Raw genomic sequence first — 17,130 nt, forward strand, 5'->3', positions numbered from 1 at the left:
TCAGCCCGGCGAGGGCGAGCGCGCCCACTGCCACGGCAGCGGTCGCCGCGGCGCAGGCGCGTCTGCGGAACAGAGTCGTCTCCACGTCACTCTCCTTGTGTTCGGGGGGTGTCGGGCTCCGGGGGAGCGGAGCCCGGGGCGGGGGAACTGCCGCGAACGTAACCGCGCGGACCCGGGGAGCAGGAGATCCCGTCCGCCCCCTACCGCCGCGTTATGGAGCGCCTGGGGCCGGCGCCGGAACCCGCGGGCGGGGGGCACCCGGCGCGCCCCGGATCCGTTCCCGGGCGGTGCGCCGTGCCGCTATAGGCTCCGGCCATGGCGACGCACGAGCACGAGATCACCGGGCCGGTCGACCTCTGCCTGCCCGACGGGGGCCTGAATCCGGCGGCGGTCGGCTGGTCCAGGAATCCGCTGCACCGGGCCAATCTGCGGGGCTGGGGCCGGACGAAGCGGTGGGAGCACTGGTGCGTGACCACCCCCACCCACCTGGTGGCCCTGACCGTGAGCGACCTCGACTTCCTGGCCCTGAACTCGGTCTACGTGCTGGAATTCGGCCCCGGCGGGCGCGAGTTCGAGTGCTCCTCGATCGTCCCCGCGGCCAGGGGTGTCCGGCTCCCGGAGGGCATCGCCGGGGCGCCGGGCTCCGAGGACGTGGTCGTGGGCCCGGCGCGGCCGACCGGCGGCAAGGTGCGGGTCGAGATCCGTGACGAGAACGCCGGGACGCGGCTGCGGGCCCGCTGCCTGACCCCGGAGCGGCTGCCGCTGGAGGTCGGACTCCTGGTGGCGCGGCCGGAGGGGCACGAGTCGCTGTCCGTGGTCGTGCCGTGGAGCGGGCAGCGCTTCCAGTACACCTCGAAGCACACCGCGCTCCCCGCCTCGGGCCGGGTGCGCATCGGATCGGAGATCCTGAAGTTCGGCGGGGAGGGCAACGACACGTGGGCCGTCCTGGACCACGGCCGGGGCCGCTGGCCGCGCACGGTCGACTGGAACTGGGGCGCCGCGTCCGGCCGTACGGACGGTCACACCGTCGGCCTCCAGTTCGGCGGGCGCTGGACGAAGGGCACCGGTTCCACCGAGAACGGCCTCTGTGTGGACGGTCGGCTCACCAAGATCGGCGAGGAGCTGGACTGGCAGTGGTCCGTCTCCGACCCGCTGGCCCCGTGGACCCTCCGGACGCCCTCGTCCGGCCAGGTGGACCTGACGTTCACGCCGTTCCACAACAGGGCGGTGCACACGGACGCCGGCCTGGTCGCCAACCGCACCGACCAGCGCTTCGGCCACTACAACGGCCGGATCCGCACGGACGACGGCGGCGAGATCGTCGTGGAGCAGCTCCTGGGCTGGGCCGAGGACGTCCACATGCGCTGGTGACTCCCCCTCGCCGGACGGCGCGGGTAGGCAGAACCCGGCGGTTCGTCGCGTCGGTCAGGGAGAGGTCGAGCTTGGTCAGGATCGAGCCGAAGTGCTTGCTGACCGTGCCCTCACTGACCGTCAGCGCCTCGGCGACCGAAGCGTTCGACCGGCCCTCCGCCATCAGGGCCAGCACCTCCCGCTCCCGCGCCGTCAGCCGTGACAGCGGGTCGCGGCGGTGCCGCAGGAGCTGACGCACCACTTCCGGATCGACGACGGTGCCGCCTTCGGCGACCCACTGGAGCGCGTCGACGAACTCCTCCACCTTCCCCACGCGCTCCTTGAGTGGGCTCGCTGCTCGGCACCGTGGCCACGATCGGGGAGGGCAGGGCCGCCGAGACGGCGGCGACCGTCTCGGGCGTGGACTACGTGGCCGGCGGGGGCGGCCCGCTGGACCCCCGCTTCGTGCAGCGCGTACGGAACCTTCCCGGAGCCGTGACCAGTGCCTCCCGCTCCACCGGGGTCACGGTCCTCGAAGAGGGCACCGCGCTCGTCTCCTCGGAGGCACGGGCAGCCGATCCGGCCGCCCTGGCGGCGACCGCCCGTCTGCCCCTCGTGGCCGGCCGGACCGGCGACCTCGACGACGGCTCCGTCATCGTCAACGAGGAGTGGGAGACGCGGACGGTGGGGCAGCGCGTGAGCCTCTGGCTGGGCGATGGCCGCAAGGTGTCGCTCCGCGTCGCGGCCGTGATGCGGACCGGCACCGGAAGCAACGGGGGTCTACCTGACCCCGGCGAACGCGGCGGGTGCCGCGATCGACCGTATCGACGTCAGGCTCCGTGCGGGCGCGGACCGTGCGGCCGTCCGCGCCCTCCTGGAGAAGGCCGGGCGGGACACGGGCACCCCCGTCCTGACGAGAGATGCCTGGGTGGCCGCGCAGCACCCGCGCACCGGCGGCAACGCCCGGGCGGGCCTGCTGCTCATCCTCGGCATCGCCCTGCTGTACACGGGGATCGCGCTGGCCAACACCCTGGTCATGGCCACCTCGGACCGGGTACACGAATTCGCGTCGCTCCGGCTCACCGGCGCCACGAGGTCTCAGGTGCTCCGCCTGGTGGCGGTCGAGGCCCTGATCGTCGTCGCGGTGGGGGCGGTCCTGGGAGGAGCGGTGGCCGGGCTGAACCTCCTGGGGGTGAAGGGCGCCCTGGAACTCCTCGCGGTGAGCTCACCGGTGGCCGTCCCCTGGGCGAGCCCGGGCGGGGTACTGGCCGCGTGCGCCGCGGCGGCCACGGTCTCCGCCGTGCTCCCCGCGCTCGCGGCCCTGCGCACGAGGCCGGCCGGACCGGCCGGCACCCGCGAGTGAGGCGACGGGTCCACGGGCCGGGCCCGTGGACCCCGGTGACCAGGTACTCCCGCTCGGATCATGCCGGGCTCGCGGGGCCTGACCCGAACGAAAGACCCTACGGGCCCGTCTCGACCGGAAGCGCCGACGGCAGGCCCCACTCGCTCCATGACCCGTCGTACACGGACACCTCGCGGTACCCGGCGAGTTCGGCCCCCAGCGCCAGGACACACGCCGTGACCCCCGACCCGCAGCTGACGACCAGCCGCTCCCGGTCCCCCGCCGACGCTTCGAACACGGCGCGGAGTTGCTCCGGCGGGAGCATCCGGCCCTCGCGCTGGAGCGTCCCGAAGGGCAGATTGACCGCCCCGGGCATGTGGCCGCCGCGCAGCCCGGGCCGGGGTTCGGCCGCCGTACCGGCGAACCGCTCGCGGGAGCGCGCGTCGAGGACCGCCGCCCCGGGGTCGGCCAGGGCCTCCACGACGGCTCCGCTGCCGACCAGCGCTCCCGGGCGGGGACGGGCGGTGAAGTCGCCTGGCCGCTCGGCGCCTGCGGGCTCGCGGTCCTCCACCGGGAGGCCGGCCGCCTCCCAGGCGGGAAGCCCTCCGTCGAGGACCGCGACGCGGTCGGAGCCCATCGCGCGGAGCATCCACCAGGCACGGGCGCTGGAGTAGATGCCGGCGGTGTCGTAGACGACGACGGTGTCGGTGTCGTTCACCCCCAGGATCCGCATCTCCTCGGCGAACCGCGCCGCCTCCGGCATCGTGTGCGGCAGCGGCCCGGAGTGGTCGGAGAGCACCCCGTCGATGTCGAAGCGCCGGGCCCCCGGGATGCGCCGGCCGGTCGCGCGGTGCGCGCCCACCGAGGCGTCGAGGACCACGGTCCCCGGACAGGTCAGCCACACGGCCAGCCGGTCGGCGCCGACGAGCGGGCCGTGCCCCGGTCCGCGGCCATCCGCCGTTCCCTCGTGCCCTGTGCCCATGAAAGGCCTCCCCCACGTCGATCTCGCCCACCTGAGCACCTGTTGTACGCCGCCGGCCGGGCCCCGCGCCACCGGGAACCCGCGTACGCGGCGGGCTCGCCGGCCCGGCCGGTCAGGCGGCCCGGACGGAGTACTCCCCGGCACCGTTGAGGCGCTGGTAGGCGTGGGCCGCCGAGACGAGGGCCCTGTGCCGGTGCCACCCGGGCAACGAACGGCCCTCGAAGTCCTGCGTGCCGTGGTGGGCGCCCAGCGCCGCGACCGTGTCGGTCGCTCCCTGGAGCAGCTGGGTGAGCATCAGTGCGACCGTACGGGACCCGTCGGGCCGCAGGACGGCGGTCCTGGTGGGGGCCGACACCACCTGGACACGGCGGGGGCGGCCGTCGGAGCCGGTCACGGTCGTGACGCGCGGGCGCCGGATCCCGGCGCGGAGCAGCCGCCGACGGGCGGTCTCCACGGCCCGGCCCCGGGACGGCACCGGCGGGGGCCTGGTCGGGAAACGGCGGGGCCGGCCACCGTCGTCACCCCGCACCACTTCCGGAAAAAAGCAAAAGCCCCAGGTCACGGCGAGTGAGTCCTGAGGCTTCCACAGAGCCGCCTTCGGGATTCGAACCCGAGACCTACGCATTACGAGTGCGTTGCTCTGGCCAACTGAGCTAAGGCGGCACGCTCTGTCGCACCATGGTGCGGTCAGCAGCGACGCCAAGTCTACACAGTTTCCAGGGGTGCTCCGCACCGCCCGGCGCCGCCGCCGTATCCGCAGGTCAGCTGCACTTCTTGCCGTCCTTGGGCGGCGTGCCGTCCAGCAGGTAGGTGTTGATCGCCGTGTCGATGCAGTCGCTGCCCCTGCCGTACGCGGTGTGCCCGTCACCGTCGTAGGTGAGCAGGGAGCCGGACGAGAGCTGGTCCGCGAGGGACACCGCCCACTTGTACGGGGTGGCCGGGTCGCGCGTGGTACCGACCACGACGATCGGGGCGGCTCCCTCGGCCTCCGTGCGGTGCGGGGTGCCGGTGGGCTCGACGGGCCAGGAGTCACAGTTCAGGGCGGCCCAGGCGAAGCCCCTGCCGAAGACCGGGGAGGCCTTCTCGAACTCGGGGAGGGCCCTCTCCACCTCTGCGGGACCGGCGAAGGCGGGGGCCAGGTCGAGGCAGTTGACGGCGGCGTTGGCGAACATCAGATTGGCGTACTTCCCGCTGGGCCCACGCTCGTAGTAGCTGTCGGCCAGGGACAGCAGGCCGGAACCGTCGCCACGCTGTGCGGCGGCAAGGGCCTCGCGGAGCTGGGGCCAGGCGGTCTCGTCGTACATCGCGGCGATCACCCCCGTGGTCGCCAGGGACTCGGTCAGCTGCCTGGTCTCGCCGGTGGGCACGGGCTCGGAGTCCAGGTCGCGGAAGAGCTTCTTCAGAGCGGTCGCCGCGTCGGCGGTGGACGTGGTGCCGAGCGGGCAGTCCGTCTGCTTCACACAGTCCGCGGCGAAGGACTGGAAGGCCGCCTCGAAGCCCGCGGTCTGATCGCGGTTGATGTCGATCGCGGGGAGCGAGGGATCCATCGCCCCGTCCAGGACGAGCCTGCCCACCCGGGCGGGGAACAGTTCGGCGTAGGTCGCGCCGAGGAACGTGCCGTACGAGGCTCCGACGTAGTGCAGCTTCTCGTCGCCGAGCAGGGAGCGCAGGATGTCCATGTCCCGCGCCGTCTCGACCGTGGACACGTGCGGGAGGATCGTGCCGGAGCGCTTCTCGCAGCCGTTCGCGAACGCCTCGAAGGACTCGTTCAGCTCCCTGACCTCACCGCTGTCGTCGGGGGTCTGGTCCACCTGTGTATAGGCGTCCATCTGCTTGCCGGTGAGGCACTCGACGGGTTCGCTGCGGGCCACCCCGCGTGGGTCGACGGCCACCATGTCGTACCGGGCGCGGACAGGGGCGGGATAGCCGATGGCCGCGTACCCCTGGAGGTAGTCGACGGCCGAGCCGCCGGGGCCTCCCGGGTTCACCAGGAGCGAGCCGATGCGCTTGCCCGGTCCGGTGGCCTTGTTGCGGGAGACGGCCAGCTCGACGTCCCCGCCGTCGGGCTTCCCGTAGTCCAGCGGGGCCTTCATCGTGGCGCACTGGAAGCCCTCCACGCCGCAGTCCCGCCAGCGCAGCTTCTGGCCGTAGTACGGCTTGAGTTCCTCGGCGACGGCCGAGCCCGTCGCCGAGGCGCTGGGCGCCGAACCTCCGCTGCTGCAGCCGGAGACGAGAAGGCCGGCCGCGCCGAGCGCGGTGGCGAAGATGCGGAGCAGGCGCCTGGAGTCCATCCCCGGAGCGTAGCCGCCGCCTGACGACTCGATCGATTCCCTGCTCATACGGGTGAATTCGCTCAGCCCGGTGGCATACGGGCCCCTGGCTCCGCGCGGGACGGCGACTCCCCGGGACCGTGCCACGGCGGGATCGCGCTCGGAGCGCGCGGGGGGCGGGCGTCAGCCCGCCCGGAGCGCCACCGCCATCGCCTCCACGGCGAGCAAGGGCGCGACGTTGCGGTCGAGGGCACGGCGGCAGGCGATCACGGCCTCGATCCGGCGCAGGGTGCGCTCCGGCGTGGACTCCTCGGCGACCCGGTCGAGGGCGTCCCGTACGTCGGTGTTGGCGAGGGCGATCCGGGAGCCGAGCTGGAGCGCCATCACGTCCCGGTAGAAGCCGGTGAGTTCGCTGAGTGCGAGATCAAGGCTGTCGCGCTGTGTACGTGTCCTGCGGCGCTTCTGCCTGTCCTCCAGCTCCTTCATCGCGCCGGCCGTTCCGCGCGGCATCCGCCCACCGGCCACACCACCGAGCGCCGCCTTCAGGTCCTCCGTCTCCTTGACGTCGACCTCCTCGGCGACCTGCTTGGCGTCGTCCGTGGCCGTGTCGATCAGCTCCTGGGCCGCCTTGAGACATCCGCCCACGTCGTGGACGCGCAGCGGGAGCTTCAGCACGGCGGCACGGCGGGCGCGCGCCCGCTCGTCCGTGGCCAGACGGCGTGCCCTGCCGATGTGCCCCTGGGTGGCACGGGCGGCGGCCGCGGCCCGTTCGGGGTCGATGCCGTCGCGCCTGATCAGCACATCGGCCACGGCGTCCACGGGGGGCGTGCGCAGCGTGAGATGACGGCAGCGGGAGCGGATCGTCGGCAGCACGTCCTCGAGGGACGGGGCGCAGAGCAGCCACACCGTGCGGGGGGCGGGCTCCTCCACCGCCTTCAGCAGGACGTTCCCCGCGCCCTCGGTGAGGCGGTCCGCGTCCTCCATGACGATGACCTGCCAACGTCCCACGGCAGGGGACAACTGGGCACGGCGGACGAGCTCACGGGTCTCCTTCACACCGATCGAGAGCAGATCCGTGCGGATGACCTCGACGTCCGCATGTGTACCGATGAGGGCCGTGTGGCAGCCGTCGCAGAAACCGCAGCCCGGAGCCCCGCCCAGGGCCCGGTCGGGGCTGGTGCACTGGAGCGCCGCGGCGAAGGCCCGCGCGGCGGTGGACCGGCCGGAGCCGGGCGGCCCCGTGAACAGCCAGGCGTGGGTCATCTTCGAGCCGGGGGGAACCGGCTCACCCTCGGAGTGGGCGGTCACCAGCGCATCGGCGTCCCGGGCGGCGGCACCGAGCTGCTCCTGCACGCGGTCCTGTCCGACCAGGTCGTCCCATACGGACACGGTCACGCCCTTCCGGTGGTGTGGTGCGGAACGCCGGAATCCCAGCGCTTCCCTATTGTGCGGGAAGGCACTGACAATCCCGGCGTTCCGTACGCGGGCCTGAGCCCGCCCCTCAGCGGCGCGGCTTGCGCCCGCCCCTGCCGGACCCGCCCTGGTCCTCGTCCTGGCCGCCGAGCAGTTCGTCGGCGAGGGACGGCAGATCGTCGAGCGGTGTCTCCTCGGCCCAGTCGGGACGCGGCCGCTTCGGACGGGCGGGGGTCTCCCGGGCCGCCCGTCCGGCCCGCGGGTCCTCGCTGACCTGGGGCAGTTCGCGGGTGCGCTCGTTCTCGCCCTCGGCAGCCGATGTGCGGCGTTCGTCGCGGAAGACGCCCGGCGGCACCCGGTCCGAGGGGGCCTCGTCCCGCACGGGCGGCAGGACGGCCGTCTCGTCCGCATCACGCACGGGCGGGAGGACGGTCGTCTCGTCCGCGTCACGCTCCGGCCTGGCGACCGGCACGGGCTGCGTGATCTCGTTCGGGTTGACGACCGGGGTCGGGACGGTGAGCTCGTTGTCCTGCACCGGCGACGGTCCGGTGGACCCGGTGCCGGTACGCCCGGACTCGCGGGCACGCTCCGCGGACGCGGCGGCCGCGGCCTCCTCGGCCCGTGCGGCCGCCTCGGCCTCGGCCCGGCGGCGGGACTCCTCCGACCGGATCAGCGCCTCCTCCGCCTTGCGCTGCTTCTCCAGGCGCACTTCCTCCGCCTCCTTGCGCAGCCGCGCCTCCTCCAGGGCCTGCAGGCGCAGCCTCTCCTGCTCGGCCTCGCGCACCTGCTCCTCGGCCTCGAGACGGGCCCGCTCCTCCTCCGCACGGCGGCGGGCCTCCTCGGCGCGCTGCCTGGCCTCCTCCGCCTGCCGCTCGGCCTCGCGCTGCCGCGCCTCTTCCTCCTCGCGGCGCCTGCGCTCCTCCTCCTCGGCACGGAGCTTGGCGAGCTGAGCCTGCCGCTCGGCCTCCAGCCGCTCCTCCTCGGCCTTGCGTGCGGCCTCTTCCTCGGCCTTGCGCCTGGCCTCCTCCTCGGCGGCCCTGCGCGCCTCCTCCTGCGCCTTGATCTCGGCCTCGGAGAGCGGGAGGAGCCGGTCGAGCCGGTGGCGTACGACGGTGGTGATCGCCTGCGGCTCCTGCCCGGCGTCCACGACCAGGTAGCGGGCCGGATCGGCCGCGGCCAGCGTGAGGAACCCGGACCGCACCCGGGTGTGGAATTCCGCCGGCTCGGACTCCAGCCGGTCGGGTGCCTCGGTGAAGCGTTCCCGCGCGGTCTCCGGGTCGACGTCCAGGAGCACCGTCAGATGCGGCACGAGCCCGCTCGTCGCCCAGCGGGAGATCCGGGCGATCTCGGTCGGGGCCAGGTCCCGGCCCGCGCCCTGGTAGGCGACGGACGAGTCGATGTAGCGGTCCGAGATGACGACCGCGCCGCGCTCCAGTGCCGGACGGACCACCGAGTCCACGTGCTCGGCCCGGTCGGCGGCGTACAGCAGTGCCTCGGCCCGGTTCGACAGACCTGCCGACGAGACGTCAAGCAGGATCGAGCGCAGCCGCTTCCCGACGGGGGTGGCCCCCGGCTCGCGGGTCACGACGACCTCGTGGCCCTTGGCCCGGATCCACTCGGCGAGCGCCTCGACCTGGGTGGACTTGCCGGCTCCGTCGCCGCCCTCCAGGACGAGGAAGAAACCGTTCGCCGCGGGCGCGACGGCGGGGTCGCCCCCACGCAGCGCCTCTCGCAGGTCACGGCGGAGCGGGACACCGGCACGGTCGTCGGTCCTGGCGAGGACGAGGACCGCGACGGGCAGCAGCAGCGCACCGATGAGCATCAGCGCGAAGGCCGCGCCGCCGTGCGCGAAGACGAAGTCGCCGGAGCCCAGACGGTGCCGGCCGATGGCTGCGGCGAGCAGCGGACCGCCCACCGCGCCGAGCGCGACGAGCACCCGGACGACGGCCTGGAGGTGCTCGGCGGCCCGTGCCTGGTGGGCGGCCTCCGTCTCCTGGTCGATGACCGCGTGGCCGGTGTGGGCCGCGACCCCCGCCGAGTAGCCGGCGAGCAGCGCGATCAGCAGGCCGGTCGCGGTGTCGGGCACCAGGCCGAGTGCGAGGAGCGCCACCCCCGTGAGGGCGACGGCCAGGGCCAGCAGCCGGCGTCGCGACAGTGCGGGCAGCACCTTCTGCGCCGTACGGATGCCGAGCGCGGTGCCCCCGGTAAGGACCAAGGTCAGCAGGGCGAACGTGGCCGGTCCGCCCCCGAGGTCGGAGGCGTGCAGCACGGAGACGGAGGCGGCGGCGGCGATGGCTCCCGCGACCGCGGCGCACGCGGCGACGACCAGCGGGATGCTGCCGGTCCGGCCCTTGTCGGAACCCGTGCCGGCGGCCGGCCGGCGCAGGCCCTCCAGGGGCGAGCGCGGGCGGGGCGTCCGGGTGGCGGGAAGTTCGAGGAAGTACAGGGTCGACACGGAGGCGGAGAAGAGTCCCGCCGCCACGTACGACCCGAGAGCGGCCTGGTGGAAGGAGAACCACTCGAAGCCGGTGCCCAGCAGTTCACCGACCAGTGCGGCGACCACGAGGACCGCCGCGGCCGCGGGGACCGCGAGGAAGTTCGTCCGCAGGGACAGCCTGCGCAGGGCGTCGAGGTGGTCAGGCAGCGGGCGCACGGCGGCGCCCTCCGGCGGCGGGGCGGGGAGCAGCGCGGGAGCCGCGCTCTCCTTGGCCACCGCCCACAGACGTTCGCCGACACCGGCCACGAAGACGGTGATCAGGATCATCATGAGTGCCTTGTCCGGCATCCAGTCGATCCACAGGGGCGCGACGACCAACAGCGCGAGCCGCAGCCCGTCGGCCCCGATCATCAGCCAGCGGCGGTCGACCGGACCGCCGGGCGCAGTGAGCGCTGTCAGAGGCCCCAGGAGTACGGCTCCGAAGAGCACGGTGGAAAGAATCCGGGCACCGAACACGGCGGCGACGGCGAAGGCCGCCCCGCGGTATCCGGCCCCGAATGAGCCCTCGAGGACCGCCGCCTGCAGCGACAACAGCACAAGCACGAGAAGGGCGAGTGAATCGCCGATACTGCCGACGAGCTGGGCGCTCCACAACCGCCGGAGCGGGGGAATGCGCAACAGGGCTCGTACGGCGCGCTCGCGTGAGTCTGCGGCAAGTGTGTCGGAGGTGGGGCTCACGACCGGTGGCTGCTCGGCTCGCGTCATCCGCCCAGCCTATCGGGAGCGGCACGGTGCCCGGGGGCCGCGTCCGAACATATGCCCAACGGGCACACGGTCCGTACGACGAGCGAACGCCGGGAGGGCTGGGACGTCCCAGCCCTCCCGGCGTTGCGGTGCACGTCCGAAGCCGGTGTCAGCTCTCCTCGGACGAAGCCGTGGCCGTCTTCCTCGCCGCGGCCGTCGTCTTCTTCGCCGGCGCCTTCTTGGCGGCGGCCGTCGTCTTCTTCGCGGCCGTCGTCTTGGTGGCGGTCGTCTTCTTCGCGGCCGTCTTCTTCGCGGTCGCCTTCTTGGCCGTGGTGGCCTTCTTCGCGGTCGCCTTCTTCGCCGGAGCCTTCTTCGCCGTCTTCTTCTTCGCCGGCCCCTTGGCCCGCTTCTCGGCGAGCAGCTCGTAGCCGCGCTCCGGCGTGATGTCCTCGACGCTGTCGTCGGTCCGCAGCGTGGCGTTCGTCTCGCCGTCCGTGACGTACGCGCCGAAGCGGCCGTCCTTCACGACCACCGGGGCACCGCTCACCGGGTCCGTGCCCAGCTCCTTCAGCGGCGGCTTGGCCGCGGCCCGCCCGCGCTGCTTCGGCTGCGCGTAGATCGCCAGCGCCTCTTCGACCGTGATGTCGAAGAGCTGGTCCTCCGAGGTGAGCGAACGCGAGTCCGTGCCCTTCTTCAGGTACGGGCCGTAGCGGCCGTTCTGCGCGGTGATCTCGACGCCCTCGGCGTCCTCGCCGACGACCCGGGGCAGGGACATCAGCTTGAGAGCGTCGGCGAGGGTCACCGTGTCGAGTGACATCGACTTGAAGAGCGAGGCGGTCCGCGGCTTCACCGCGTTCTTGCCCGTCTTCGGCGTGCCCTCGGGCAGCACCTCGGTGACGTACGGGCCGTAGCGCCCGTCCTTCGCGATGATCTGGTTGCCGCTGACCGGGTCCGCACCGAGCTCGAAGTCGCCGCTCGGCTTGGCCAGCAGCTCCTCCGCCAGGGTCACGTCCAGCTCGTCGGGTGCCAGGTCCTCGGGCACGTCCGCGCGCTGGTGGCCCTCGGAGTCCTTCTCACCGCGCTCGATGTACGGGCCGTAGCGGCCGACACGGAGCTTGATGTCGTTACCGACGGGGAACGAGGAGATCTCCCGGGCGTCGATGGCGCCGAGGTCCGTGACCAGCTCCTTCAGACCACCGAGGTGGTCCCCGTCCCCGTTGCCCGCGTCCGAGGCCGCGCCGGCACCGGCCGTGTCGCCGCCCGCGCCGAAGTAGAAGCGTCGCAGCCAGGGCACGGACTGGGCCTCGCCCCGCGCGATGCGGTCGAGGTCGTCCTCCATGCGGGCGGTGAAGTCGTAGTCGACGAGCCGGCCGAAGTGCTTCTCCAGCAGGTTGACCACGGCGAACGAGAGGAACGACGGCACCAGGGCCGTGCCCTTCTTGAACACGTAGCCGCGGTCCAGGATCGTCCCGATGATCGAGGCGTACGTCGACGGACGGCCGATCTCGCGCTCTTCGAGCTCCTTGACCAGCGAGGCCTCGGTGTAGCGGGCCGGCGGCTTGGTGGCGTGCCCGTCGACGGTGACCTCGTCGGCGGTCAGCGCGTCGCCCTCGGCGACCTGCGGCAGACGGCGCTCACGGTCGTCCAGCTCGGCGTTCGGGTCGTCGGCCCCTTCGACGTACGCCTTCATGAAGCCGTGGAAGGTGATCGTCTTGCCGGACGCGGAGAACTCGGCGTCGCGTCCGTCGCTCGCCCGGCCACCGATCTTCACGGTCACGGAGTTACCCGTGGCGTCCTTCATCTGGGAGGCGACGGTCCGCTTCCAGATCAGCTCGTACAGCCGGAACTGGTCGCCGGTGAGACCGGTCTCGGCGGGGGTGCGGAAGCGGTCGCCCGAGGGACGGATCGCCTCGTGCGCCTCCTGCGCGTTCTTGACCTTGCCCGCGTAGGTGCGCGGCTTGTCGGGGAGGTAGTTCGCCCCGTACAGCTGCGTGACCTGCGCCCGGGCCGCGGAGACCGCGGTGTCCGAGAGGGTCGTGGAGTCCGTACGCATATAGGTGATGAAGCCGTTCTCGTACAGCTTCTGTGCCACCTGCATCGTGGCCTTCGCCCCGAAGCCCAGCTTCCGGCTCGCCTCCTGCTGGAGGGTCGTCGTCCGGAAGGGCGCGTACGGCGAGCGGCGGTAGGGCTTCGACTCGACCGAGCGGACCGCGAACGCGGAGTCGGCGAGCGCCGCCGCCAAGGCGCGGGCGTTCGTCTCGTCCAGGTGCAGTGTCTGGGCGGAGCCCTGCTTGAGCTGCCCGTCCGGACCGAAGTCACGGCCCTGGGCGATGCGCCGCCCGTCGACCGCGCTGAGGCGGGCGGTGAGCGTCGAGGGGTCGGATCCGTCACCGGTGCGCCCGGTGGCGAAGGTGCCCGTCAGGTCCCAGTACTCGGCGGAACGGAACGCGATGCGCTCGCGCTCGCGCTCGACGACCAGACGGGTCGCGACGGACTGGACGCGGCCTGCCGAGAGCTTCGGCATGACCTTCTTCCAGAGGACCGGCGAGACCTCGTAGCCGTAGAGGCGGTCGAGGATACGGCGGGTCTCCTGGGCGTCGACCATGCGCTGGTTCAGCTCGCGCGGGCTGGCGACGGCGGCCCGGATCGCGTCCTTGGTGATCTCGTGGAAGACCATCCGGTGGACCGGGACCTTGGGCTTGAGAACTTCCTGCAGGTGCCACGCGATGGCTTCGCCCTCGCGGTCCTCATCGGTGGCGAGGAAGAGTTCGTCGGATTCGGCGAGGAGCTGCTTGAGCTTCCTGACCTGGGCTTTCTTGTCTGCGTTGACGACGTAGATCGGCTGGAAGTCGTTCTCGACGTCCACGCCGAGGCGGCGCACCTCACCGGTGTACTCGTCCGGCACCTCGGCGGCGCCGTTCGGCAGGTCGCGGATGTGCCCGACGCTCGCCTCGACGACGTATCCGGGGCCGAGATAGCCCTTGATCGTCTTCGCCTTGGCAGGCGACTCGACAATGACGAGTCGGCGGCCTGCGGTCTCGCTGGTCGGGGACAACTTCGCTCTTCTCTCCGGTCGGCACTCGTGGGCATCCGGGCAGCGGTATGGCGCTGCTCGCGGTGCTGTCGCTGCGGAGTGTGACGGTACAACCCGCCCCCGTGTCAAACGGCAAAAGCCCGCAACGGCCACTCGAACGGTAACCCGACTTCCGCCATTCCTGCCGCCCGGACCGGCCGGTCCGTCCCCCGCGGTGCTGTCGCCTGCGGGTTTCGGGGCCCTGTCGGGGAACCCCCGGGGAGGCTGCTCTACGGCCGCCCGCACTGCCGGGGATGTGGATCAGATGCGGGTGAAGCACCACACGCCGAGGACGAGGAAGAGTACGCCGAAGAGCGTGGCGAGAGCGGTGGAGGCGACGGGGCTCACACCGAGCGCCACCGGCGCGCGCTGGATGGTGCGCGCCCCCGTCCAGACGAGGAGAGCGGCGCCGAACAGCGCGAATGCCGTACCGGCGAAGACCGCGGTGACGCTCTCCATGGCCGAACCCCTCAACTCGTTCCCCGACTGCCGCCGTGGCGCTCGCGCGCCGCGTCGCCCGTGTCTGCCGGCCCCGCGCTGCGCGGACGGCTCGGCAGAGGGAGGCTGCCACGCCGGAGCGTCCTCGGCGCGAACCCCGGATGAACACCGCGCAGCCGCCCGGGGAACGGCCGTGAGCGGAACCCGCGGGCCGCGACGGACCGGGACACGAGCCGCCGAGGAGCCGCTGGTCGGAAGGGCGCCGGGTGTCGAAAGGCGCACTCCGGCGCCAGGAACGGAGGCGCGGCCGGGGGTCGTGGTCGACGCCATCGCCGGAGTCGGGCCGCCGGGCCGGCGACCGGGGGACGGAGCCACTGCCCGGCACCCGGCGGCGTACGCCGTCGCCGGGTGCCGGGTACGCCGCTGCCGGGTGCCACTGCAGCCACCTGTGCGGTCACCGGGTGTCGCCGCGTGTAACCGTGTCCCCGCGTGACGCCGTGCGCGGTGTGCGATGCGCGGTGTGCGATGCGCGGTGTGCGATGCGCGATGCGCGGTGTGCGATGCGCGGTGTGCGATGCGCGGTGTGCGATGCGCCGTCCGATCAGCGCACCGGGTCCAGGAATCCTTCCTCCACCAGCAGCCGGATCGCCTGCGGAGTGCGGTCGCGCAGCAGCACCGGGTCCTCGGCCATCAACTGGGCGATGGCGTCCAGGATCCTGCCCGCGGGCAGCGAACCGTCGCACACCCCCGCGAACCCGGCCCCGACCGCGTCGACCTTGGTCGCCCGCCGCATCCCCCGGTGCTGACGCAGCACCACATGCTCGGGATCCTCGGCACCCGGCAGCCCGACCTGCTCCTGGACGACCTCCTCGGCGAGGGTGAAGTGGGCTGCGAGCAGAGCCGCGTCGTCGTGTTCCCGCAGGTAGTCCTGGCGTGCGAAGTGGGTCTCCACAGCGGAGCCCAAGGGCTGCTCCACGGCGTGCGGCCACTCCTCGGCCACGAGCGAGGGGTTCCCGGCAGCGGCCGCCTCCGATCTGCGGAGAGTGATCCAGCCGAAGCCGACGGCCTTGGTGCTGCGCGCCTCGAACTCGTCCAGCCAGGCCTCGTAGCGCTCGGTGTACAGCGCGGGATCGGTGCGGTGGTCCCCGCTGTCGCGCAGCCACAGCTCGGCGTACTGCGTGATGTCCTGCACCTCGCGCTGCACGATCCAGGCGTCACAGCCGGCGGGCACCCACGAGCGCACCCTGTCCTGCCAGTCCTCGCCCTCCACGTGCTGCCAGTTGGCGAGGAACTGCGCGTACCCGCCGTCGTTGAGCCGGTCCCCGGCCTGCTGCACCAGGGTCCGGCAGAGGTCGTCACCGCCCATGCCGCCGTCGCGGTAGGTGAGCCGGGCACCGGGCGAGATCACGAAAGGCGGGTTGGACACGATCAGGTCGTACGTCTCGCCGTCGACCGGTTCGAAGAGGGATCCCTCCCGCAGATCGGCGGGTGCCGCACCGGACAGGGCGAGGGTGAGGCGGGTGAACTCCAGAGCGCGCGGGTTGACGTCCGTGGCCGTGACACGGGTGGCGTGCTGGGCGGCGTGCAGGGCCTGGATGCCGGAGCCCGTGCCGAGATCGAGCGCCGAGGTCACGGGCTCGCGCACGGTGATGCCGGCCAGCGTGGTGGAGGCTCCGCCGACCCCCAGGACGACACCTTCCTCGTGCGAGCCGATGCCACCGGCCCCGCCCACGGCGCACCCCAGGTCGGAGACAATGAACCAGTCCTGGCCCTCGGGTCCTCCGTAGGGCCGCACGTCGACGGTCGCCCGGACGAGGTCGCCCTCAAGGACGGCCCAGCCGTCCTCCACGCACTCCTCCAGCGGGAGTGCGGCGGCGGCCGCGGGCGCCGGCACGGGGCGCTGCAGAAGGAACAGCCGCACCAGCGTGTCGAGCGGCGATTCCCCCCGGGTGGCCCGCAGCGCCGGGACGGTCTCGCTGCGGGCGAGCGCGGCGTACGCGGGCGCACCGAGCCGTTCGAGGAGGCCGTCGGCGGTGAATGCCGCGCCGATCAGGGCTTCGCGGAGCCGGGGAGCGCGGTCGGATGCGGGGAGGCTGGTCGTACTCACCCGACCATTGTGTCCGCTCCCGCCGACAAAGGCAGCGGCCCGGCGCCCACGAGGGCGGCCGGGCCACTGCGAGCGGGCCTTCTTCGCTACGGCCGCACGCTGTTCACCGCTTCGGACAGGCAAGGCCAACCCGGCCGTGACGGCGTGGACGGGCGAGGCCACCCCGGCCGTGACGACGGGCGGGACCACCCGCTGTCCTGGGCCTTCGCGCCCACGGCCTCCCGCCCGTCGGACGCCAGGTGAGCCGTCCTCCCGCCGCTAGGCCTTCTCGCTCGCCGAGGCCGAGGGCGACGCGGACTTCGACGCCGGGGCGGACGGGGCGGAGGCGGGCGGCGCGGACGCCGTCGGCTTCTGGCATCCCTTCTGCTTCGCCATCGCGGAGCCGACCTCACCGGACTGCAGCTTCTTCAGCGCCTGGTCACCGTTGGTGCTGATCTTGTTCAGCTCGTCGGCGATGCCCTTGAGGCCGTCGGCGAACTTCGCCTGGTCCTTCGTGTCGAGGTCGTCGACCTGCGTCTTCAGGCCCGCGTAGGCGACCGAGGAGGCGTTGAGCTCCTTCACGGCCTCCTTCTGCGTGGTCTCTCCGCCGTCCACGGGCGGCGCGCCCGCCGACTGCACGGCCGCGCCCAACGCCTTGTACGCCTGAGAGATCTGCTGGAAGGCGGCCGAGTCGGTCTTCTGGACGTCGGCGGGCTTGCTGTTGTCGGCCGTCTGCTGCTGGATCGCGGCATTGGCGTTCGCGATCTTCTGCAACTGCGGCTGAACCTGGTCGCAGACCTTCTTCGCCCAGTCGTTCACCTTGTTGTCGCTGTCGTCGCTGCAGCCCGACAGCGTCAGTACGAGTACCGCACCGCCGGACAGTGCGGCTGCAAGCTTCTTGTTCACCGGATTGGGTCCCTTCCAAGGCTCTCGGCCCCGGAACTTACACGTCAAGTGGGCGGCAATCAGGCGCCGGGCATCCGATATATATTCTT

General features: G+C 72.7%; 11 protein-coding genes, 1 tRNA gene and 1 pseudogene. 2 read left to right on the forward strand and 11 right to left on the reverse strand.

Annotated elements, in window-relative coordinates; translation table 11 throughout:
- Positions 1-315: 315 nt before the first annotated feature.
- Entirely contained in the window at positions 316-1,371 is a 1,056-nt protein-coding gene (locus tag B9S57_RS02230; RefSeq protein WP_103513842.1) for a DUF2804 domain-containing protein, read from the forward strand.
- 4 nt (positions 1,372-1,375) lie between these two features.
- Here B9S57_RS02230 and B9S57_RS02235 read toward each other — a convergent pair.
- Positions 1,376-1,696 (reverse strand): annotated as a pseudogene (locus B9S57_RS02235) (response regulator transcription factor); the annotation flags it as partial.
- Between the two features lie 582 nt (positions 1,697-2,278).
- Between B9S57_RS02235 and B9S57_RS36160 the strand changes: the two are divergent.
- Complete coding sequence (locus B9S57_RS36160; RefSeq protein WP_308457373.1) at positions 2,279-2,713, forward strand: ABC transporter permease; 435 nt, start codon at positions 2,279-2,281, stop codon at positions 2,711-2,713.
- 97 nt (positions 2,714-2,810) lie between these two features.
- Here B9S57_RS36160 and B9S57_RS02245 read toward each other — a convergent pair whose 3' ends face one another.
- From B9S57_RS02245 to B9S57_RS02290, 10 genes are all read right to left on the reverse strand, one after another.
- A complete protein-coding gene (locus B9S57_RS02245) occupies positions 2,811-3,674 on the reverse strand; it encodes a sulfurtransferase (protein WP_103513843.1) in 864 nt (287 codons plus the stop codon).
- Between the two features lie 112 nt (positions 3,675-3,786).
- Positions 3,787-4,128, reverse strand: coding sequence for a hypothetical protein (locus tag B9S57_RS02250; protein WP_103513844.1), 342 nt, complete (start codon positions 4,126-4,128; stop codon positions 3,787-3,789).
- 135 nt (positions 4,129-4,263) lie between these two features.
- A tRNA-Thr gene (locus B9S57_RS02255) sits at positions 4,264-4,337 on the reverse strand.
- Between the two features lie 98 nt (positions 4,338-4,435).
- On the reverse strand, positions 4,436-5,965 hold the full coding sequence (locus B9S57_RS02260) for an alpha/beta hydrolase (protein ID WP_103513905.1): 1,530 nt from the start codon (positions 5,963-5,965) through the stop codon (positions 4,436-4,438).
- A 162-nt stretch (positions 5,966-6,127) separates the two neighbouring features.
- Positions 6,128-7,333: a DNA polymerase III subunit delta' gene (locus B9S57_RS02265; RefSeq protein ID WP_103513906.1), complete on the reverse strand. Its 1,206-nt coding sequence runs from the start codon at positions 7,331-7,333 to the stop codon at positions 6,128-6,130.
- 112 nt (positions 7,334-7,445) lie between these two features.
- Complete coding sequence (tmk, locus tag B9S57_RS02270) at positions 7,446-10,559, reverse strand: dTMP kinase (protein ID WP_103513845.1); 3,114 nt, start codon at positions 10,557-10,559, stop codon at positions 7,446-7,448.
- 148 nt (positions 10,560-10,707) lie between these two features.
- Positions 10,708-13,593: a type I DNA topoisomerase gene (topA, locus tag B9S57_RS02275; protein WP_103513846.1), complete on the reverse strand. Its 2,886-nt coding sequence runs from the start codon at positions 13,591-13,593 to the stop codon at positions 10,708-10,710.
- Between the two features lie 279 nt (positions 13,594-13,872).
- Positions 13,873-14,070 (reverse strand): hypothetical protein, encoded by a 198-nt coding sequence (locus tag B9S57_RS02280; RefSeq protein WP_103513847.1) that lies wholly within the window; start codon positions 14,068-14,070, stop codon positions 13,873-13,875.
- Between the two features lie 580 nt (positions 14,071-14,650).
- Positions 14,651-16,156 (reverse strand): class I SAM-dependent methyltransferase, encoded by a 1,506-nt coding sequence (locus B9S57_RS02285; protein ID WP_103513848.1) that lies wholly within the window; start codon positions 16,154-16,156, stop codon positions 14,651-14,653.
- 258 nt (positions 16,157-16,414) lie between these two features.
- Entirely contained in the window at positions 16,415-17,041 is a 627-nt protein-coding gene (locus B9S57_RS02290; RefSeq protein WP_103513849.1) for a small secreted protein, read from the reverse strand.
- Between the last annotated feature and the right edge of the window lie 89 nt (positions 17,042-17,130).

Source organism: Streptomyces sp. SM10 (genome assembly GCF_002910915.1).
Lineage (GTDB): Bacteria > Actinomycetota > Actinomycetes > Streptomycetales > Streptomycetaceae > Streptomyces.

Excerpts from the sequence above, each read along its gene's own strand:
- B9S57_RS02260 (WP_103513905.1), bottom strand. The coding sequence starts at position 5,965 with ATGGACTCCAGGCGCCTGCTCCGCATCTTCGCCACCGCGCTCGGCGCG.
- B9S57_RS02230 (WP_103513842.1), top strand. The coding sequence starts at position 316 with ATGGCGACGCACGAGCACGAGATCACCGGGCCGGTCGACCTCTGCCTG.
- tmk (WP_103513845.1), bottom strand. The coding sequence starts at position 10,559 with ATGACGCGAGCCGAGCAGCCACCGGTCGTGAGCCCCACCTCCGACACA.
- B9S57_RS02245 (WP_103513843.1), bottom strand. The coding sequence starts at position 3,674 with ATGGGCACAGGGCACGAGGGAACGGCGGATGGCCGCGGACCGGGGCAC.
- B9S57_RS02280 (WP_103513847.1), bottom strand. The coding sequence starts at position 14,070 with ATGGAGAGCGTCACCGCGGTCTTCGCCGGTACGGCATTCGCGCTGTTC.